This is a genomic window from Corynebacterium sp. ACRQK, assembly GCF_022345965.1.
Lineage (GTDB): Bacteria > Actinomycetota > Actinomycetes > Mycobacteriales > Mycobacteriaceae > Corynebacterium.
Genome location: NZ_JAKRMU010000004.1, coordinates 166,638 through 187,500 on the forward strand (window position 1 = coordinate 166,638; position 20,863 = coordinate 187,500).

17 protein-coding genes are annotated in these 20,863 nt (G+C 63.4%); 13 read left to right on the top strand and 4 right to left on the bottom strand.

What is annotated here, in order from left to right; genetic code table 11:
* Positions 1-264 precede the first annotated feature (264 nt).
* Positions 265-615 (top strand): Rv2175c family DNA-binding protein, encoded by a 351-nt coding sequence (locus MHX63_RS06185; protein WP_239387796.1) that lies wholly within the window; start codon positions 265-267, stop codon positions 613-615.
* Here MHX63_RS06185 and MHX63_RS06190 read toward each other — a convergent pair.
* The 3 genes from MHX63_RS06190 to MHX63_RS06200 are packed head-to-tail and all read right to left on the bottom strand — an operon-like array spanning position 515 to position 5,118.
* Positions 515-2,185 (bottom strand): alpha-(1->6)-mannopyranosyltransferase A, encoded by a 1,671-nt coding sequence (locus tag MHX63_RS06190; protein WP_239387712.1) that lies wholly within the window; start codon positions 2,183-2,185, stop codon positions 515-517. The genes MHX63_RS06185 and MHX63_RS06190 overlap by 101 nt on opposite strands.
* A complete protein-coding gene (gene crtI / locus MHX63_RS06195; RefSeq protein WP_239387713.1) occupies positions 2,182-3,948 on the bottom strand; it encodes a phytoene desaturase family protein in 1,767 nt (588 codons plus the stop codon). Before crtI ends, MHX63_RS06190 begins: the two co-directional genes overlap by 4 nt.
* Positions 3,949-5,118 (bottom strand): polyprenyl synthetase family protein, encoded by a 1,170-nt coding sequence (locus tag MHX63_RS06200; RefSeq protein WP_239387714.1) that lies wholly within the window; start codon positions 5,116-5,118, stop codon positions 3,949-3,951.
* Between the two features lie 186 nt (positions 5,119-5,304).
* Here MHX63_RS06200 and metF point away from each other — a divergent pair, with 186 nt between their 5' ends.
* Positions 5,305-6,273, top strand: coding sequence for a methylenetetrahydrofolate reductase [NAD(P)H] (gene metF, locus MHX63_RS06205; RefSeq protein ID WP_239387715.1), 969 nt, complete (start codon positions 5,305-5,307; stop codon positions 6,271-6,273).
* A 17-nt stretch (positions 6,274-6,290) separates the two neighbouring features.
* Here the strand turns inward: metF and MHX63_RS06210 are convergent, their stop codons facing one another.
* Positions 6,291-6,923 (bottom strand): N-acetyltransferase, encoded by a 633-nt coding sequence (locus MHX63_RS06210; protein WP_239387716.1) that lies wholly within the window; start codon positions 6,921-6,923, stop codon positions 6,291-6,293.
* 188 nt (positions 6,924-7,111) lie between these two features.
* On the opposite strand from MHX63_RS06210, the gene MHX63_RS06215 reads away from it, so the two are divergent.
* From MHX63_RS06215 to ftsW, 11 genes are all read left to right on the top strand, one after another.
* Positions 7,112-7,534, top strand: a complete 423-nt coding sequence (locus tag MHX63_RS06215; RefSeq protein ID WP_239387717.1) for an SAV_6107 family HEPN domain-containing protein — start codon at positions 7,112-7,114, stop codon at positions 7,532-7,534.
* A 141-nt stretch (positions 7,535-7,675) separates the two neighbouring features.
* Complete coding sequence (locus tag MHX63_RS06220) at positions 7,676-8,086, top strand: DUF3040 domain-containing protein (protein WP_239387718.1); 411 nt, start codon at positions 7,676-7,678, stop codon at positions 8,084-8,086.
* A 545-nt stretch (positions 8,087-8,631) separates the two neighbouring features.
* Positions 8,632-9,063 (top strand): division/cell wall cluster transcriptional repressor MraZ, encoded by a 432-nt coding sequence (gene mraZ, locus MHX63_RS06225; protein ID WP_239387719.1) that lies wholly within the window; start codon positions 8,632-8,634, stop codon positions 9,061-9,063.
* Positions 9,064-9,355: 292 nt separating this feature from the next.
* On the top strand, positions 9,356-10,408 hold the full coding sequence (gene rsmH, locus MHX63_RS06230) for a 16S rRNA (cytosine(1402)-N(4))-methyltransferase RsmH (protein WP_239387720.1): 1,053 nt from the start codon (positions 9,356-9,358) through the stop codon (positions 10,406-10,408).
* 68 nt (positions 10,409-10,476) lie between these two features.
* Positions 10,477-11,346, top strand: a complete 870-nt coding sequence (locus MHX63_RS06235) for a hypothetical protein (protein WP_239387721.1) — start codon at positions 10,477-10,479, stop codon at positions 11,344-11,346.
* A gap of 108 nt (positions 11,347-11,454) precedes the next feature.
* Positions 11,455-13,347, top strand: a complete 1,893-nt coding sequence (locus tag MHX63_RS06240; RefSeq protein ID WP_239387722.1) for a penicillin-binding protein 2 — start codon at positions 11,455-11,457, stop codon at positions 13,345-13,347.
* Complete coding sequence (locus tag MHX63_RS06245) at positions 13,344-14,963, top strand: UDP-N-acetylmuramoyl-L-alanyl-D-glutamate--2,6-diaminopimelate ligase (protein ID WP_239387723.1); 1,620 nt, start codon at positions 13,344-13,346, stop codon at positions 14,961-14,963. Before MHX63_RS06240 ends, MHX63_RS06245 begins: the two co-directional genes overlap by 4 nt.
* Positions 14,960-16,474, top strand: a complete 1,515-nt coding sequence (murF, locus tag MHX63_RS06250) for a UDP-N-acetylmuramoyl-tripeptide--D-alanyl-D-alanine ligase (RefSeq protein WP_239387724.1) — start codon at positions 14,960-14,962, stop codon at positions 16,472-16,474. Before MHX63_RS06245 ends, murF begins: the two co-directional genes overlap by 4 nt.
* A gap of 6 nt (positions 16,475-16,480) precedes the next feature.
* Positions 16,481-17,581 (top strand): phospho-N-acetylmuramoyl-pentapeptide-transferase, encoded by a 1,101-nt coding sequence (mraY, locus tag MHX63_RS06255; protein ID WP_239387725.1) that lies wholly within the window; start codon positions 16,481-16,483, stop codon positions 17,579-17,581.
* Between the two features lie 60 nt (positions 17,582-17,641).
* Entirely contained in the window at positions 17,642-19,186 is a 1,545-nt protein-coding gene (gene murD / locus MHX63_RS06260) for a UDP-N-acetylmuramoyl-L-alanine--D-glutamate ligase (protein WP_370644017.1), read from the top strand.
* Positions 19,187-19,193: 7 nt separating this feature from the next.
* Positions 19,194-20,861, top strand: coding sequence for a putative lipid II flippase FtsW (ftsW, locus tag MHX63_RS06265; RefSeq protein ID WP_239387726.1), 1,668 nt, complete (start codon positions 19,194-19,196; stop codon positions 20,859-20,861).
* Positions 20,862-20,863 lie beyond the last annotated feature (2 nt).

The window sequence follows — 20,863 nt, forward strand, 5'->3', positions numbered from 1 at the left end:
GTTTCTCGGTCACTGGGGGGGTATAAGAGATGCTCTTGTGCGTAGTTGTGTTCAGTGTTGCGCAATTATTCTAGTGGTACTCGTGTCATTATACGTTTAGCCTGGTGCGCGCCCTACTCGTTTCCTATTGACTCTTATTGACGCCCACGCGCTACAGTGGCCACCGTGAGTAAAGAAAACAAGCACGCAGAAGATCACGGCACCTTTACACACTCTGGCGCACGCTCTGGCGAGGAGGGGCAGGGGTGCGTACTCGCGGAGTCGGTGAGCGGAGTTCCCGCTGGTGAAGAGGTTTTGACCCTACCAGAAGTAGCGGAGCGAATGAACTTGGTCGTCACCAAGGTCATGGACATGCTGGGCAAGAAGCAGCTGCTGGCCGTCGAGCTCGACCGCGTGCGGCACGTGCCTGCCCGCTTCCTGGACGAGGACGGGCAGCTGAACCGCTTTGTCCCCGGGGCGATCGCCCTGCTTAGCGACGGTGGCTACTCCGACGCGGAGATTCTGGATTACCTCTTTACTGAAGATGACTCTCTGCCGGGGCGCCCAGTGGACGCCCTGCACGGTCATCTCGCCCGCGAGGTGATGCGTCGGGCGCAGGCGATGGCAATTCTATAGCCCACTGCACCTGCTGCTGGCTCTGCTGGTCCTGCTGCCCCTGCTGGTGGCGGCGTGGGAATTCCAGACATGCCTGGACCACCCAGGCGAAGATCACAGCGAAGCCGAGTACCCACCACAGGGCGTACAAGCGGTTGTTGCCGCCACCGTCGAACATGAAGGTAACCCACATGCAGAACACACTGGTGAGGTAAAAGACCATGCGCGATTGGCTGGCTAGTACCACCAGCGCTAGGGGTGCGGTGTAGTACCACGGCAGCGTCACGGTGTTGAGCACACAGGTGATCGCGTAGGCGACGGCCATGCCGGTAAACGCAGTGCGCTCGTCGTGGCGGAACAGCCACCAGGTGGCAACCAGCCCGAGGATCATCAGGGCGCTGCTGACCGGACGGATTGCATCCACCAGCACGTTGAAAGTCAGGTCGTCGTTGATACGCGACAGCACCGGCTCTACCGAGGATGCGAGGAAGGACGGCAGCGCCAGGGGATTGATGACCTTGGAGTTGCCGGTGACCTCCGTTACCCAGCCCCACGTCTGATTGGTCAGGACGGTCACGAGCGCCAGCAAACCAACACAGGTCAGCACACTGACCAGGCCAGTCCACACCAGTGTGCCGAAGCGGCGCCACGTATCGGCAAGGCGCAGCCAGCGGGCCTTTCCTTCCGAGTAGGGGAGCGGGCCTGCCAGTCGTGCAACCATGATCCACACGACGAAAGGCAGGGCGATAAACGCCGTGGCCTTCAGCGCAGTCGCCACCCCGATCAGAGCCGATGCGGCCAGACCACCCCGAACCGGCGATAGCTTCACCGCACACAGGCAGCCGAGAAGCACCAGCGCCATCATCATGCTCTCGGTGTGCATGCCGCCCACCAAGTGCAGCACACTCAGTGGGTTGAACACTCCCAGCCAGACGGCCACGTCAGGCCGGATGCCCAGATGCGTAGCGAGTTTCGCTACCGCCCAGGCCATTACCAGCACGGATGCGATGGAGAGCAACTTAAAGGCGAGGGTGCCAGCGGTGATGTTGTCGCCGGTGATGGAAGTGACGGCATGCCCCACTCCCATGTGCAGCGGGCCATAGGGTGTGGTGGTGTTTCGCCAGTCGGCGCTGACCTCGAACAGCAGGGGGCCGGGGTTGGCCGCAGCGCCGACCTCATAGGCATTGAAGCCATCGCGGGCGAGGGTGCCTTGCATGAGGTAGGAGTAAATATCCCTTGACATCAGCGGCCCGGCTAGAACCAATGGTCCGATCCAGGCGGCGATGACGGAGCGCCGCAGCGGCTCACCGTGTACGAGGATGTGCCGCCCGACGATAATCCAACTGAGCACCATCGCCGCCAGGGCGAACCACATTACAACCGTCACCATGCCTGCGGCGTGGCCAAAGGTGAAGGAGCTCAGGCCGATGACCTGCATGATGCCGCCGCGCGAGCGCACGGCGCCGACGCTGTGGGAGGTGATCGTCAAGACGATGCTGCCGACTAGCCCCAGCCAGACAGCGCGGCGGTAGCCCACCGACTGCAGCCAGGAACGAGTCTTGTCCCCAAAACTTTCCGTAGCGGCCGTCATAACACACCACCGCCGGTGATGCGGCGGGCGGCCAGAGCGCCGGAGAGGATGACGGTCGGCACACCTACGCCTGGCGTGGTCGAGGAGCCGGCGAGCACCAGGTTATCCACACCAAACGCGCGGGCATTGCGGGGCCGGAAAGGGCCGGTCTGGGTGAAGGAGTGCGCCAACGCGAACGGGCTGCCCGCGCCGAAACCGTGGTCGGCCTGCCACGAGGCTGGGGTATCCACCCGGGCGGCGCGGAAGTGCTCGGCAATGCCCGTGTAGCCGCGGGCCTCCAGTACCCCCAGAAGCTCCTGGACGTACGGGTCCGTGACGTTCTCCCAGTCGATATTCGCCGAACGCAGGTTTGGGGCCGGGGCGAGGATGCTCATCGGTTCGTAGGTGCCGGCGGTAGGAGACGTGGCGTCATCCCCGACAACATCGCCGAAAGTACGGTCGGCAACGGTACGCGCTGGGCGAGTAAGCAGCAACGATGGGTCGCTCATTAGCTTGCCACGACCGTGCGGGGCGGTGATCTCGCGGAAGGTTTCGTCCCACGCCTCGCCGAAGCTGATGGTGTGGTGGCGCTGCGACTCCCACCGGCCGGACACTTCCGTTGGAATGCTGCCGTGAATTACCACGGCAGAGGGGGACCAGCGCAGCGGGGCGACCTTGCGCCACACTCGGCGGGCGAAGGAACGGGAAATTAGCGCGCTTTCCCGGCCGGAACGGGTGAGAAGTTCGCCCACCACCGGCAGATCCGGGGTGGCCACGACCGCGTCGCAGTCGATGTATTCGCCGGAGCTGGTGCGCACGCCCGTAATGAGGTCCTCCGAGAAGTCCACGTGCTCGACCGCGTCCGATGTGATGATGCGCCCGCCGGCGGCCCGCAGTGCCGCGGCCATGACCTCCGGCACCTCGCTCATGGAAAAGCCGGGGTAGAACACGCCCATGGAGGTATCCATGTGCGAAATGACGGTGTAGACGGCACGCGCATTCTTCGGCGCCACACCCGCATACAGCGCCTGGAAGGTAAACAACCGCTGTAGTTCTGCGTCGGGGATGTGCCGTGCCGCGGTCTTGCCGAGGCTGCCGAAGGCGCCGAGGGAGCCGAGGTGGCCAAGGTCGGACGCCGCAGCGGGCGTGGACAGCAAATCCAGCGCACCGTCGAAGTCGGCGGCTAGGAAGTTCTCGAAGCTGGCGCTGAAGACATTCTGCGACCATTCGCGGTGGGTCAGATAACCGGCGGCCAGCTCGTCGGTGGCAACGCGATCCAAGCCCTTGGAATCCGCGAAGCGGCGGATCTCTGCCACCATCGCATCGCGGTCGGCGAAGACTTCAGCATGGCGGCCGCTGGCGAACTGTGCGTGATAGGCCGGAGCCAGGCGCCGGGGAGCCCACGGGCGCTCTAGGCCCAGCTGCTTGGCAGCGCCCTCGGAGCGCAAGTCGATGCCGACGGAGGCCACGGCGGATTCGACTAGGCCGGGCATCGTCAGTACGGTGGCACCGGTATCGGCCACGAAGTTCCCGTGTGCGCTGGTCAGCTGCTCGCTACGGCAGCGGCCGCCTACAGCGTCGGCGGCCTCAACGACAGTGACTTCCCTCCCGGCGGAACGCAACCGCAGGGCGGCGGACAGCCCGGCCAAACCGGCGCCGATCACAACTACGCGCTCGCCGTTGCCGGGCAGGCGCTGGCGCAACGTGGGGCGCGTCATGGGTACCAAGGGGCTCGGCAGGCTCAGGTGACGGCGACCGTCGGCAGAGCGGGTGGATAGCTGCATTTAAAACCTCCGGTGCGTTAGTTCTTCCGCCAGCTGGGTCAGCTCTGCAGTGATGTCGGCGCCCAGACCACCCGCTTGCAGGGACTCGATGGCCCGCTGAGTGCGCGCCTCGATCAGCGTTTCCACCTCGGCCTGCGCGCCAGTGTCGTAGATGATGTCGCGGAGGCGCTCGATCTCCGCCTCTGCGGACTCTTCGCCCTTGCCCAGCCCCTCGCGTAGGGCTGCGGCCTGGGATTCGTCGCCCCGCTGCAACGCCTCGTTGATGAGGGTAGTGCGCTTGCCGGTGCGCAGATCATCGCCGGAAGGCTTGCCGGTGACCTCCGGGTCGCCGAATACTCCCAGCTGATCGTCGCGCAGCTGAAAGGCTTCGCCAATGTCCTGACCCACGTTGCGGAGCAAGGTCTGAGTCGGTTCATTGGCACCCGCCAGCGCGGCACCAATGTGCAGTGGGCGGGCGACAGTGTAGGAGGCAGTCTTGTATTTGATTACGGCAAAGGAATCCGCAACGTCCTCGCTGCCGTTGGCTTCCAGGGCGATGTCCAGGATCTGGCCGGCGATCACCTCGGTGCGCATGGCCCGCCAGGCCGGGCGTGCACGCTGTAGCGCTGTGGTGCTCAACCCTGAGCCGTTGTACAGGTCATCCGCCCAAGCGAAGGCGAGGTCGCCGATGAGGATTGCCTGGCTGACCCCATAGTGCTCGGAGGAGCCAAGCCAGCCGCGTTCGCGGTGCTTCGATTCGAAAGTGCGGTGGGCGGTGGGGAAGCCGCGCCGGGTATCGGAGTGGTCGATGATGTCGTCGTGGATGAGGGCGCAGGCCTGGATGAACTCGAAGGCAGACAGCGCATTCAGTATGGCGCCTTGATTGAAATCTGCGGTGGAGGACGACGTGGCGTCACCTCCCTTTCCCCAAAGAGCATCCGGCGACCCGCCGCCGCCTTCGAGCGCCGCGCGGATGCCGGCCCAAGCGAAGGTCGGGCGGACGCGCTTGCCTCCATTGACGATAAAGTCGCGTAGCACCGTGATAGCGCCGCCGACGAGGGAGCCGATATGGGAGAACTCCTCCTGGGAGCGGCTCAGGTACTCCTTTAGTTGGGCATCGACGGCGGTCGGAACTGCGGACAGCGGGGAATCGAGGTGCCAGGGGTGCGCGGCCAGCTCATCGGTACTCATGGCTCTCTATTCTAAGGGCTAGCGCGACAAGTGCGAACAACGGTAGTGCTGGGGTGACGCCACCGTGGCAGGCGGGCGGCACGGGGCAACGCACGGACAGCCCGCGGGGGTGACCGCGCGCAGAGAAAATGCCGAATGTAGGCCAAAGCCTTGAAATGGACAGCTCTGTCTATATGATCTTTGGGTATGGCTAGTATCCGCAGGCAGGTTGCCGTATCCCAGTCCCTTTCGCTCTACACTCCGGGGCGTGTGCCGTTCTCCGTGGAGTTCATGCCGCCGCGCGACGATGCGGCCGAAGAGCGCCTGTGGAACGCAGCCGAGGCATTCCACGACCTCGGCGTGAGCTTCGCCTCGGTGACTTACGGAGCTGGCGGCAGCACGCGCGAACGCACCCTGCGTGTCGCCGAACGCCTGGGCACGAAGCCGCTAACAACCCTGGTGCACATGACCCTGGTGCAGCACACTAAGGAAGAGCTGCAAGACATGCTGCGCACCTATGCCTCGCTGGGGCTGACGAACCTGCTGGCGCTGCGCGGCGACCCGCCGGGGGATCCGAACGCCGAATGGGTGCCCACCCCCGGTGGCTTGAACTACGCCAGCGAGCTGATCGAAATGATCCGCGACATGCCCGAATGCGCCGACTTCGACATCGGCATCGCCAGCTTTCCCGAAGGTCATTACCGCACGGGCTCTTTGGAGCAGGACACGGAATACACCCTGGCCAAGCTGCGCGCCGGGGCGCAGTACTCGATTACGCAGATGTTCTTCGACGTGGATCACTACCTGCGCCTGCGCGATCGCCTGGCGAAGGCGGATCCGGAGCACGGCCAGAAGCCGATCATCCCGGGGCTGATGCCGATTACCTCGCTGCGGAGCGTGCACCGTCAGATGGAGCTGGCCGGAGCCGCGCTGCCGCCGAAGTTGGAGAAGCGTCTGCTGGATGCCGCAGCCGGAGACGAGGTGGCCAACCGCGATGCCATCCGCGAGGTCGGCATTGAGGTAACAACCGAGATGGCCGAACGCCTCATCGCCGAGGGGGTTCCGGACCTGCACTTCATGACGATGAACAACGTGCGCGCCACCCAGGAGGTCCTGCATAACCTAGGCATGGCTCCGGCATGGGGGCCGGGGTTGGGGCACGACATGGTGCGTTAGCTGCCAGGATTGGTGTGTTAGCTGCGCGTGCGCTGCAGGATCCCGAACGGCCGGGGGTCCGCCGGGAACTTAAAATTCCGCAGCACATCCGTAAACCCGGCCTTGCGGTACAGCTGCCAGGCCGCGTTAGCCTCGCCTTCCACCTCGGGCGTGGAAAGCATCACTGTGTTCTGAGGTGTTCGCTCTAGCAGGTCGTTCAGGATTGTGGTGCCGACGCCCTCACCCTGCGCCGGTGGGAGCACATGTATTTCGGAGAGTTCGGCGTAGGCATGCAGTATCCGGCTGGCTTCCGCGCGGCAGTGTCCGTTAAGTACAAGGCCGCGGGCTACTTGGCGATACCACCAGGTGTTGGGGGAGCCGCGGAAGGTAAAGCCGATGCCTACGCAACGTTGGCGGGGGTTGCCCGGATCCGGCTGTTCCTCCGCGCGGTGGAGCAGAGCTATGCTGCACGTGAAGTCGGGCTGGGAACCGTTGTAGAACCATAGGGACTTGCGCTGCGAGTGCGTCTCGTTCGGATAGTCCATGGCTGCCAGGTGAATATCGATGAGCTCGTCGAGCCGGGTGATGAAGTGGCGATTAGTGGCGGGAACCACGGACACGCGGAGAGGGGAATTGGTGGCGGGAACTGTATGGGGCGTGTCCTGGGGCATGGGTTCAATAGTGCCACCGCCAGGGGATGTGATGGAGAAGGAATGCCACAAAAAATAATATATCGAACAAGGGTTCTATTTAGTATCGTGGTCTTGATGAGATGTCTGAGGTGCTTCCTAGAGTGAGGACTAATAGTCAAGGCAATAAGTCTCAGGCGATAGGTCTCAAAGGAAGAGGGGACGAGATTATGTCGGCACAACCACAGCAACTGAGGGCGCATACCCGTTACAGTCGTAGCCGCGGGGCGCGGGGGTTCCTGGACGAGGCAGAGCGCCAGTTGGAATTGTCTCGGTCCGAGCTGCGTGAGCCCGAGGCAATCGTCTTTGCCTACCGAGCTGCCCTGCGGGCGGCGGGTGCGTTGATTGAATGGGAGATGGCAACCCGAAAGCGCCGCCCCTCCGGGAGCGCGTGGGCCAAGCTGCGAGTTTTGCGCCCCGACTTGGAAGAGTGGGCAGAGACTTTTGAAGTACACGCACGGGCAGCAAGCAGGGCGGGGCTGGGGCTCAACCGGGGGCTGCCTGAGAATGCGCGCGGCACGATCTATCGCGATGCCTGCGAACTAGTGGATCTTGCCCGCGGGGCGGTGAATTACCTGCCGGAGGTTGCTTAGGAAAGAATGCGGGCGTTGTTTGAAAATCGCAGGTTGATGTAGGGTGGGTGAGTGAGAAGTGGGCGGAGCTCGCCCGGGCTGGAAACTTTCTTCGCGCCTTAAGCGTTAGGAAAGGTAGCCGCAAATAATTGGGAGGTCGCGATGGCTCTATCGGAGCAAGAGCAGAGGATGCTCGCGGAGATCGAACGGGCGTTGATCGCCGAGGATCCACGCTTGGCCAAGCGGGCTTCCAATAGCGGCGAGCAGACGGTTAACTTCAATATCCGCTCAATTGCGCTCATTGTCCTGGGGCTTGCCGTAATGGTTGGCGGCATAGCTGCAGCCCAGCTATCGCTGTGGTTCGTGGCGCTGAGTGTGTTCGGATTCCTGATCATGTTCGGCGGTGGCCTTCTGGCGTTCCAGTCCAATGATGATCCGGAGACCGCAGCAATCAAGCGCTCCAAGTCTTCCAAGGGCGGCAAGCTCCGCGCTACGAAGGGAGCCGGTTCGGGTCACTCCGGTGGTATCGGTGACAAGATGGAAGATAGCTTCCGTCGCCGCTTCGAGCGCTAGATCAAAAACACACAAGCTAGATCGAGCTTTAGAAACCACCGTCCTCCATGCATGGAGGACGGTGGTTTTGTCGTCTCTAGCCGAAGCTAGCGGCGAGGTATGGGTTCCCCACTTCGCCCCACCCCAACCCCATTTTCCTCCTCTGGTGCTGCGGAAGGTTGTACCAAAGCGTCGGTGGCGGGGTGGATATCGGGTGTCTACCTGCGCAAACATCTCAGCTAGCTGAGAGTAAGGGGTGGGGGAACGGTGGCGTCATAAAGAAAGAAGGGCGACCAGGGGTACGCGAAACGGCGAGGGGGCAAGGGGGTAAAGTGCAGCTTGAGCGTTGTTGATGTGAAAAATATTGAGAAAAGGTACATAAAAACACCTCGTGTTGTGGAGTTTGTGGGGGAGAGTGGGGTAAAGTGGGGCTCGTTGGAACAAAGCTGTGCCAACAACTCCAAACTTCATAGCGAAACTACTGGTCAGGGCGACAAAGCGCCCACCACCTACGACACATACGGCGATAGAAAACAAGAGATCTTCCAACGGAAAGGGGCCGATGCATGTTTTTCGGCACCTTTACGCCGAAGCTGGACGACAAGGGTCGGCTGACCCTGCCGGCAAAGTTTCGGGAAGGGCTCGGTGAAGGCCTGATGGTCGTGAAGGGACAGGATCGCAGTCTGGCTGTCTACCCCAAGGCAGATTTTCTGGTGCGGGCGAAGAAGGTGGCTGAAGCCTCGCGCACAAACCCGAAAGCTCGCGCCTTTGTGCGCAACCTGGCGGCCAGCGCCGACGAGCAAAGTCTCGATTCGCAGGGGCGCATCTCGGTCTCGGCGATGCACCGGGACTACGCGGGACTGTCGAAGGAATGCGTGGTTATCGGCAACGTCGACTTCATTGAGATCTGGGACGCCGAAAGCTGGGCCGAGTACAGCGCGGAGCACGAAGAGGATTTCTCGGATGGTGACGATGAAGTGTTGGCGACCTTCCTGTAGGTCCCGTAGGCCTTAGCACCTGACCAGGTAAGACAAATTCACCAGATAGGACAAATTCATAGTGAAAACGGAGTGTGCGCAGGCCCTTACCTGCGTGGACGACGCGGAATCTTGACGTACTTCCCCAATGTCAAGCCCACACCCACGCAGGTGAGGCCCTGTACGCACTCCTTTAGCTTTTGAGTCACATAAGTATCTATGTGGCACATGAACTAAATGGAGTCCCAGATAAGGGATCTAAAGCAGGTTCGAAGAAACCCAGGAAACGCAGTGAGGAAAGGAGGGAACATCGATGAACGAAGAGCGCGGTGCCGAGCAGCGTGAAGAGCACGGCCACACCCCAGTCATGCGCGACCGCATGGTCGAACTCGTGGGGCTGGGCGTGGACAGCGAAAATGCGCCGGCTAACCCTGTTATCGTCGATGGCACCCTCGGCGCAGGTGGCCACAGCGAGGCCTTTTTGGATGCCTTTCCCCACGCAACCGTCGTCGGCCTAGATCGTGACCCCAACGCGCTGGCGGAGGCCAATGAGCGCCTGGCGCGTTTCGGGGACCGCTTTGTTTCCTACCAGACTCGCTTCGACGGAATAACCGAAGCGCTGGAAGATCTGATGGAGGAGGGCAAGCTCCCGACCAGCGTGCGAGAACTTGGCATTTCCGGGTTCCTGTTTGACCTCGGGGTGTCCTCCATGCAGCTGGACCAACCGGAACGCGGCTTCGCCTACGCGGTAGATGCGCCGCTGGATATGCGCATGGATCCCAGCAGCCCGCTGACCGCCGCCGACATTCTCAATACCTACAGCCACGGCGAGATCGCGCGGATTCTGAAGACCTATGGCGACGAGCGTTTCGCCGGCAAGATCGCCTCCGCTGTCGTCCGCGAGCGCGAGAAGCAGCCCTTCGAGAACTCCGCACGGCTGGTGGAACTGCTGTACGCAACCATCCCGGCGGCATCGCGCCGCACCGGCGGACACCCGGCGAAGCGAACATTCCAGGCGCTGCGTGTCGAAGTGAACGCGGAGCTCGAGGCGTTGGAGAACCTGATCCCGGAGATCTCCCGCTGGCTGCATGTCGGTGCAGTGGGTGTGTTCATGAGCTACCAGTCGCTGGAAGACAAGATCGTCAAGAAGGCATTGGTGCGGCTCAGCACCTCGAAGACCCCGCCGAGGCTGCCGATGGAGCTGCCTGGAATGGAAGCCGAGTTCGAGCTCAAAACCCGTGGGGCAGAGAAGGCCAGCGAGGCGGAGATCGAACAGAACTCCCGAGCCGCCCCCGTGAGGGTGAGGGCCTACAGCAGGGTCAGCGACAGAGGGAAAACAACATTTCCGCTGGACACGCCCAGTTAGCTAGACAAAACACCCAAGCACTACTGATAGAAACAAACCCGAACCTCCGAAACTTCGGAAGGAATCACATGACAGCACCAGGCACCATCCGCACCCGAGGCCAGCGCACCGACCGCGACCGCACCACCGTAGCCGGTCGCGGTGTTGCCGACCGCTCACGCGTCAAAGCCCGCCCGGCGCGCTCTAGTCAGCGCACCGCCGAGCCGACCCGCCGCGGAAGTGACTGGGATGTCCGCCGCACCAGCAACCTGGGGCGTAGCACTCGCCGCTTCGGTGGCAGTCGGACGGGGTCGCGCCAGCAGGTCTCGGTTCGCGGGCGGCGCATCATTGCCCTGGAGCGCGGTAACCCGAAGCTCACCCGCCGCATCGTGCTGGCGGTTACTGTCTTTATCCTCGGTGTGGTGTCTGTCATGGCGCTGTCCGCCGCGACAACCAAGCAGTCCTTCCAGATCGCCGATGCGCGGTCGCGCAGCATCACTTTGGAAAACGAGATCGAAAGCCTGAACCGCGACGTCGCCAACGCGAAGTCCTCCGCCAACATTGCTAAGGAAGCCAGCGAGATGGGAATGGTTACCCCGAAGCAGCCTGGCATTTTGGAGGATCGCGACGGCAAGATTAAGGAAACCCGCCCGGCTAACGCTGAAGATGGCAAGGAAGTCGTCGACGTGAACGGCAATGCCAAGCGTCGCGGTGCTACCAGTGATCCGGACAAGACCGACCGAGTCGAAGGATTGCACCCGAACAACCCGATCGTCGCGGGTGATCGCGCTCCGGATGTAAACGCCAGTGGCCCCGACAACAACCCGCAGGGCAACGGGGGTCTGCCGTACTCCGGCGGCCCGGCAGGCCAGGCCCCTGCGCCCGCCCCGGCTCCAGCTCCGGCACCTGCCCCCGCTCCAGCACCCGCGGCGGAGGTTCCGGCTCCGGCGCCCCGCTAGATCACCGGACAGCGAACCGAAAACTTCAGACACGCCGGGTCCAACCCCGGCTTGTTTTCGTATTTGCGGGGACAATAACCAAGAGTGAATAGAAAGGAGGGCAACCACGTGTCCACACCCAACGACCGCCGCCCCCCGCGGACGGTTGACTCTAACTCGTGGTTGATCCTGGATACCTCCTTCGCGCGTTTTAGCAAGCGAGTTCGTCTAGTATTCCTAGTCATCTTCCTGACGGTTCTCGCCCTGATGCTGCGCCTGGTTTGGGTGCAGCTGGTCGCCAGCCCGTCGCTTTCTACCCAAGCGCAGCTGCAGCGTGCCTCAGTGATTACCGAACCGGCTCTGCGCGGCGGCATTACGGATCGCAATGGCCAGATTTTGGCCTACACCATGGACGCACGCAGCCTCTCTGTACATCCGAAAAAGCTCGAGGGGTTCATGCAGGAGCGTCATGAACTAGACCCCGAAGGCGTACCCGAGCCCAAACAGCGCCTCGAAGACATCGCCAAGCGCCTTCCCGAGATGATCAATAAAGAAGGCGACGATATCGACGAAGATGATATCCGCGACAAGCTGACCAGCGATAGGGATTACGAGGTGCTGGTGCGCAACGTCGACCCGGACGTTGCCGAGAAGGTTGCCGAGGAGTTCCCCGAGATCACTGCCGAGCGCCAAGATCTGCGCCAATACCCCAACGGTGCGGTGGCGCAGAACATGATCGGAAAGATCAGTACCGACAACCAGGGGCAGTTCGGCCTGGAGCTGTCGCAGGATGCCCGCCTGCAGGGCATTAACGGTTCCCGCACCGTGGACATTGCCGGCGATGGCTACCTGATCCCTGGCTCCACCCGCGACGTGCACCCAGCCGTCGACGGTGACTCCTACGAACTGACCATCGACCTAGATGCGCAGACTTATGTGCAGCAGGCATTGCAACAGGCGCGGGAGAAGTCGGGCGCCAAGTCCACCTCGGCCGTCGTACTGGATTCGAAGACCGGCGAGATCATCGCCATGGGCTCTAGCGATTCCATCGACCCGAATGGGGACATTGAAAAGCAGCTGAAGCGCAAGAAGGTCTTCGGCGACCGCGCCACTGCCGATTCCTTCGAGCCGGGCTCTGTGGCCAAGATCATGACCGCCGCCGCAGCCATTCAAGAGGGCAAGACCACCCCGGATGAGGTGCTCAAGGTTCCCGGCAGCATCGACATGTCCGGCGTGACCGTGAAGGACGCGTGGGATCACGGCGAGGTCCCGTACACCACCACCGGCATCTTCGGTAAGTCCTCGAACGTCGGCACCCTGATGCTCGCCGAGCGTGTGGGCGAGGACAAGATGTACGACTACTTCCGCAAGTTCGGTGTGGGCCAGACTGCGGGCGTGGGGTTGCCGTACGAAGTTGCCGGCTACATGCCGGAGCTGAACCAGTGGTCCGGCGGTACCTTCGCCAACCTGCCTATCGGCCAGGGTATGTCCATGAGCCTGCTGCAGATGACCAGTATCTACCAGGCACTGGCCAACGATGGCGTGCGTGTGGAGCCCCGGCTTATCAATAAGATCAAATCTTCCGACGGTGCAGAGCTGGCTTCCGACCCGGCGAAGGAGACTCGCGTGGTCTCCCCGGAGACCGCCCGCACGACCGTAGACATGTTCCGTGCGGTGACGCAGAAGGACGAAACCGGTGTGCAGCAGGGCTCTGGTGCGCCGGCCGCCATCGACGGCTACCAGGTTTCCGGCAAGACGGGCACGGCCCAGCAAGTCGATCCGGATACTGGTGCCTATTCGAACTCCAAGTACTGGATCAACTTCGCCGGTATCGCACCCGCGGATAAGCCCCGTTTCGTGGTGGGCATCATGCTGGACGACCCCGAGCGTGGCACCGACGGGGGCGCGGGTGGCAGTGCGGCGCCCCTTTTCCACGACATCATGGCGTGGATGCTCGACCACTACAACGTGCCGCTGTCCAAGGAAGCAGGACCAAAGCTGATGCTGGAGGCAAAACAATGACATCGCTGAAACAGCTCGCCGAAATCTGCGGAGGAACCCTCACCGGCTCCTGGGAGGGAGTGGAGGTCACCTCGGCCGCGATCGGCTCCCAAGATGTGCAACCGGGTGGCCTGTTCTGCGCCGTACCGGGACAGAAGGTTCACGGCGCAACCTTCGCCGCGGATAGCAAGGCCGCCGCCGTTCTTACCGACGCCGCAGGTCAGCGCATTATTGATGACGCCCCTACGCCGCTACCGTGCATCGTCGTCGACGACGTTCGCGAGTGGATGGGGCCGGTGTCTGCGGAGGCGTACGGCCACCCGGCCCGCCAGCTGAAGACCATTGGCATCACCGGCACATCCGGCAAGACCACCACCAGCTACTTGGTGGAGAAGGCTCTGCTGGACTCCGGACTGCAGGTGGGGCTGATCGGTACCACCGGCACTCGTATCAATGGCCAGCCGATTCCGACCTCGCTGACCACTCCGGAGGCTCCCACCCTGCAGGCCCTGCTGGCACGCATGGTGGCCGAAGGCACCACACATCTGGTGATGGAAGTATCCAGCCACGCCCTGCAGCTGGGTCGCGTGCGCGGCGTGCACTTCGACGTGGTGGCGTTTACGAACCTGAGCCAGGATCACCTGGATTTCCACCCGACGATGGAGGACTACTTCCAGGCAAAGGCACTGCTGTTCGAGAGCGTAGAGGATGGGGCCGTTCCGGGCACCGCTGTGATCTGCTGCGAGGACGAGTGGGGCGAGCGCATGCGTGCGATCGCCGCGAAGCACTCGCCGACCGTGACTCTGTACCCGCAGGGAGGCGACCATGCGGCCGAAACCACTGGTCCGGTTTGGTCCATTACCTCTGCTGAAGTGGCTCCCAGCGGCCGTCAGCACATTCACCTTTCTATCGCGGGCGGCGCCGATCCACGCGAGCTGGATTACAGCATCGGCATGGCGGGCTCCTTTAACCAGGCCAACAGCTTGGTGGCCCTTGCCTGTATCGAGGCCGCCACGGGAGACTCGCTGACTAGCGACAACGCAGCGGTGAAGGCTCTGACGGACGTGCAGGTGCCCGGCCGCATGCAGCTGGTTGAGGAAGGCCAGGACTTCCTGGCGATGGTTGATTACGCGCACAAGCCGGGCGCGGTCCAGGCCGTGTTGGGCAGCTTGCACGACTACCTGCCGGACCCGGAAGCCCGCATCGGAATTGTCCTCGGGGCCGGCGGAAACCGCGACCACGACAAGCGCGCGATCATGGGACGCATCGCCGCGGAGCTGGCGGATGCGGTGTTCGTTACGGACGACAACCCCCGGGATGAGGAACCTTCCGCGATCAGGGAGGCTATTTACGCGGGGGCGCGAGAGGGCGTCCAAAAGAAGGAACAAGAACAACGAGCAAGCAGCCAGACCGTGTGCGAGATCGTGCCCGACCGTGCAGAGGCAATCGGCGCAGCTGTGGCTTGGGCACGCCCCGGAGACGCGGTGGTTGTGGCCGGCAAGGGACACGAAAAGGGCCAGCTGGTGGCCGGTACGATGCACCCCTTCGACGATGTGGAGGAGCTTACAGCGGCCCTGAAGAACCGGGTGCGGCAAGAGCGTGAGGCAGATAATGGTGAAGGTAGGCAGAAGCGATGATTGAATTAACGACCCAGAAGATCGCCGAGGTAACGGGCAGCACGCTGATTAACGAAGTGGACCCGCAGGCCGTAGTAACCGGCCCGGCGGAGTTCGACTCGCGCAAAATCACCCCGGGCGCGATCTTCATGGCTCTGCCCGGAGCCCGCGCCGACGGGCACGACTTCGCCGACGCCGCACTGCAGAACGGCGCCGCCCTGCTGATCGTCGGCCGCCCGGTGGAGCAGCCCGCGCTACTGGCCGCTCCGGTGGAGGTCAACGAGCAGACCTCCAACGCCACCGCCTTCGAATTCGACGTGGAAGGCCACGGCGCCGCGGTGCTGGCCGCCGTGGATAAGCTCGCGCGCCACAACACCGACGTGTTGGCCGCCGAGGAGGGCATGGTCGTCGTCGGCGTGACCGGCTCCGCGGGCAAGACCTCCACGAAGGATCTGATCGGCGCGGTGCTGCGCGAGGCGGGGGAGACCGTGGCCCCGCCCGGCAGCTTCAACAACGAGATCGGCCTGCCGTACACCGCCCTGCGCGCCGGCCGCGACACCCGCTTCCTCGTCAGTGAGATGTCCGCCCGCGGCGTGGGCCACATCCAGCACCTGACGACCGTCACCCCACCGCGCGTGGGCGTGGTACTGAATGTCGGCAGCGCACACTTGGGCGAGTTCGGTTCCCGCCAGGCCATCGCGCAGGCGAAGGGCGAGCTGGTGGAGGCTCTGCCGGCTGCCGCCGATGGGGGCCTGGCCGTGCTAAACGCAGACGACGACAAGGTCGCGGCGATGGATAAGCGCACCGCGGCGCGCGTCGTGCGCTTCTCCACGGAGGGCGCGACGGGAGCCGCAGGTGTTCCGGCGGATTACTACGCCACCGACATCGAACTCGATGCCGTGGCCCGCGCCAGCTTTATGCTGCACCACCCGGCAGGGCAGCCGGTGCGCGTGGAGCTTTCGGTCTTCGGCGCCCACCAGGTCTCGAACGCGCTCGCCGCCGCGGCGGTTGGTATCGAGTTGGGTATTGACGCCGCCAAGGTTGCATCCCTGCTGAGCTCTCACGTCGCCGCCAGCGTGAACCGCATGGACGTGCGCACCCGCGAATCCGACGGGGTGACCATCATCAACGACTCCTACAACGCCAACCCCGAATCAATGCGCGCGGGAATCGACGCGCTGGCCTACACAGCCAAGGGGCGCCGCGACGCAGATAGCTGGGCTGTGCTGGGGCAGATGGGCGAGCTGGGCGAGGACGCGAGCGAAGAGCACGCCGAACTCGGCCACGTGCTGGCGCAACGGCGTATCGACCACGCGGTCATCGTGGGCAACGGGGTGAACCAGCGCGCACTGGCCGAGGCTGCCCGGGAGAGCGGAGTGGAAACGCAGGTTGTCGAGAACATCGACGGTGCGGTGAATTACTTAGACATGAGTTTGAACCCGCAGGATGTGGTGCTGATCAAGGCATCGTATTCGGACGGACTATGGGCGGTAGCAGAAGGACTGCTCATCGGCGAGGACCAAGGAGCTTAAAACCCCATGTTGCAAATTTTTATCGCAGGTGCGGTTGCTTTCCTTGTGTCCGTACTGCTGACCCCGGTACTGATTCGTTGGTTCTCCGCCGAAGGACTGGGCCAGGAGATCCGCGAGGAAGGGCCGAAGTCGCACTTCAAGAAGCGCGGCACCCCCACTATGGGCGGCCTCGCCGTGTTGGCGGGCATCGTGTTCGGATACCTGGTGGCCGTGCTGGTGGGGCTCGTAACTACCGGCGCCGGGCCGGGTGTTAGCGGCTGGCTGGTGCTGGGACTGACCTTGGCCCTGGGTGGACTGGGCTTCGCCGATGACTACATCAAACTGGTTAAGGGTCGGAACCTAGGCCTAAACGCGAAGGCAAAGCTCGTCGGGCAGCTGGTTACCGCGATTGTCTTTGGTCTGCTGATTCTGCAGTTCCCGAACTCCCACGGGCTGACCCCGGGCTCCACGCACCTGTCGTTCGTCCGCGATATTGCGACGTTCGACATCGCCCTCGGGCCGACCATCGTGGGCATGGTTCTGTTTTTGATCTTCATCTACGTGGTCATTTCCGCCTGGTCTAACGCAGTGAACCTGACCGACGGCCTGGATGGCCTGGCAAGTGGCGTGACCGCGATCGTGATGGGCACCTACGTGCTGATTACCTTCTGGCAGTTCCGTAACTCCTGTGCCGTTAGCGCGCAGACGGCCTGCTATGCGGTGCGCGATCCGTTGGACCTGTCGATGCTCGCCTCCGCTGGACTGGGCGCCTGCCTGGGCTTCCTGTGGTGGAACGCTGCCCCGGCGAAGATCTTCATGGGCGATACCGGCTCGCTGGCTCTGGGTGGCCTAGTGGCCGGCCTGTCCATCACGACGCAGACCGAGCTGCTGATGATCTTGGTCGGCATCATCTTCGTCATCGAGGCCGCCTCCGTGGTTATCCAAGTGATCTCCTTCAAGGCCACCGGCAAGCGCGTGTTCCGCATGGCACCGATCCACCACCACTTCGAGAACAAGGGATGGGCGGAGACCACCGTCGTCATCCGCTTCTGGCTGCTCGCCGCGCTGGCGGCGATGTCCGGCTTCGCCATCTTCTACGCGGAGTGGCTCAACGGCGCCAGCTTCTAGGATCTCTACCCGCAGGCCCACACACCCACAATTCGCTAGCAATGTAAGGACAACCAAGCCGTGGAATCGACACACGCACTTCAACCCGCAGACGCCCTAGAGACCATGCGCACCCAGACCGTTCTGGTCGCGGGCGCGGGCGTGGCCGGGCGGGGCGTGATCTCCATGCTCTGCGCCCTCGGCGCCCGGTCGGTTCTGGTCGCAGACGACAATGCGCAGGCATTTGGCGACATTGCTGATGATGGGGATACAGAGCTGCGGCTACTCAGCGTGTCCGAGGCGATCGAGACCCTCGACGACCTGGCTCCGCGACTCGTCGTGACCTCGCCGGGCTGGAAGCCCGAGTCCCCATTGCTGGCCCGCGCTGCCGAGCTGGGCATACCCGTGATCGGGGATATTGCCGCTGCCTGGCTGGCCGACCAGGCCGGGGCCTTTGGTGAGCCCCGCACGTGGCTGGCGGTGACGGGAACGAACGGTAAGACCACCACCACGGCGATGCTGACCTCCATGCTGATCGCCGACGGGCGCGCTGCCTTGGCCGTGGGCAACATTGGCATCGCCCCATCCGCCGCTCTGGCCGCCCAGCACCGTGGCGAACCCCGCTCTGATGTCTTCGTCGCCGAGGTGTCCAGCTTTCAGCTGCACTGGGCGCCCATGTTCGAGCCCGCCGTCGGCTGCATTCTGAACCTCGCCGAAGACCACCTGGATTGGCACGGCAACTACGAAAACTATTGTGCAGACAAGGCGCAAGTCTTGACCGCTGAGGAGTCCGTCCTGGCTCTGGATGACTCAGACGTTGTCGCCACTGCACGCGCCCGCCAGGTTATGGCGCGCCGTGGGTACACGATTTACGACCCTGAGAAGGTGGCGTCACGAAACACGCAACGAGTAGTCGGGGTGCGCGACGGGCGGCTGATCGAGGTCGTCATTGGCGACCCGAGCCAAACCACGGACCTCGCCACGGCGCAGGGGATTAGCCCTCCCGGGCCCGCAGGCCTTGCCGATGCCGCGGCGAGTGCTGCAATGGCGCGTGCGGTGGGCGTGGCACCGGCGGCTATCGAAACCGCGCTGTCCGGATTCAAGGTGCAGGCGCACCGTGGGCAGGTTGTGCTGGAACACGGAGGCGTTACCTGGATCGATAACTCGAAGGCCACCAACCCACACGCCGCCGAAGCCGCGCTGCGTGGCCAGCGCAACGTGATCTGGGTCGCCGGCGGACAGCTGAAGGGGGCGGCGGTCGACGGGCTAATCCGGGCGATCGGCGGTGCCCTCAAGGCAGTGGTGGCCCTTGGCGTGGATCGCGCGGAGCTCGTCGCGGAGGTGTCGCGGCAGCTGCCCGACCTGCCGGTCACCGTTGTTGACGCCACCGATCCAGAAGAAGCGATGCGTGCCGTCGCCCGCGCCGCCCACGGGTTGGCGCAACCCGGCGACAGCGTGGTGCTGGCCCCGGCGGCAGCATCGCTGGATATGTACACCGGCATGAGCCAGCGTGGCGACCTGTTCGCCCAGTATGCGGTGGCATATGCTGGGGCCGATACGGTCGAACAAACGGGTCAAGGGAACCAAGGGACCCAAGAAACTCAAGAAACACAGGAAAGGGGATAGGCGCGCGATGTCCACTCCGACGTCCAATTCGAAGCGTCGGCGCATCCCCGGCACAGGGGAGAGCCGCCCGCACAGTGAGCGGCTCGAGCCGGAGCGCAAGCCCGCGAACCAGGAGTCTGGCGCCGAGCGCGGCCTAGCATCCCTACACAGCAAGTTCACCGCACAGCTGGCTACCCCGCAGCTGAACTACAAGGTGTTGCTGGTCGTCACGGCGTGCCTGACTGTATTGGGGCTAGTCATGGTGCTGTCGTCGTCGATGGTGACCTCCTACGCCAGCGGCGCGAATGTGTTCGGCGAGTTCATCAAGCAGGCCGTGGTTGTGTTCATCGGTCTGGTGACGATGTGGGTGGCGCTGCGGATGCGCCCGGAGACGATCCGCAAGTATTCCCCGTGGCTGCTGGTAATTGCGATTGCGATGCTGATAGCAGTTTTGATCCCTGGTGTTGGTACCGGTGGCGAAGAGGTCGGTTCGAACTCGTGGATCCGCATTGGCCCCATCGGCGTGCAGCCCTCCGAGGTGGCGAAGCTGGCGCTGGCGGTGTGGGGAGCAGCCACTGTCTCCTACAGGGCGCGTGCCACACAGCGCCTCAACACCACCCTCGGCGCCTTCATGGCCGTGAGTTTTGCGATCTTGCTGTTGGTGCTTCTGCAAAAGGACCTCGGCATGATGTTCTCTGTGGGCATCGTGGTCGCCGGCCTATTCTTCTTTGCCGGCGTTGGTCGCCAGGTCATCGCCACGGTGCTGGGCATAGTCGCGGTGCTGGGCGTGTTCGCGATTACCCGTCAGAGCTTCCGCGGTGCGCGTATTACGACGTGGAAGGACGCCCTGACGCTGAATTTCGGAGAGTCGACGACTCGGGGTGCGGCCTACCAGTCCCACCAGGGCATCTTGTCCCTATCCGATGGTGGGGTTTTCGGTGCCGGGCTGGGGCAGTCTCGTGCGAAGTGGTTCTATTTGCCGGAAGCGAAGAACGACTTCATCTTTGCCATCGTGGGCGAGGAGCTGGGTCTGCTCGGCGCGTCTATCGTCGTGATTCTGTTTGGAGTGCTCGCCTGGTTTGGCATCCGCACGGCCCTGGCGCAGAAGGATCCTTTCCTCAGGCTGCTGGCTGCAACGCTGACCATCGGTATCACCGTGCAGGCGTTCTTCAACATGGGCTATGTTGTGGGCCTGCTGCCGGTGACGGGTATCCAGCTGCCGCTGATCTCCGCTGGTGGTTCGTCGGCGATCATCACCCTCATTTCCATGGGGCTGCTGTGCAACTGTGCCCGCAACGAGCCGGAGACGGTTTCCTCCATGCAGCACGAAGGGCGCCCGCTCATCGACCGCATCCTCTTGCTGCCGGAACCGCAGGGCTACAAGGCGGGTGAGCAGCGCCGGAACGAGCGCCGCGAGACGGCCTATAGCTACGGCGAGCCGGTTACCCGGCAGCGGGCGAGCGCTGGCCGGGGGAGCCAGGACGTGCGCCGCGAACGCGACCGGGTGGAGCAGTCTATCCGTCGCGTCGGCGGCGAGTCGCGCCTGCGTGGCTACGATGGAGTGCGAAGACAAGACCTGCCGCCCACCGCGACACCAAAGCCGATCCCGCGTAGCCGCCACCGGGCGGACGAGGCGGAGCGGCCACGGGCCCGCAAGACTCGCAGAACTATCGATAACCGACACAGGAGGCGCTAGCC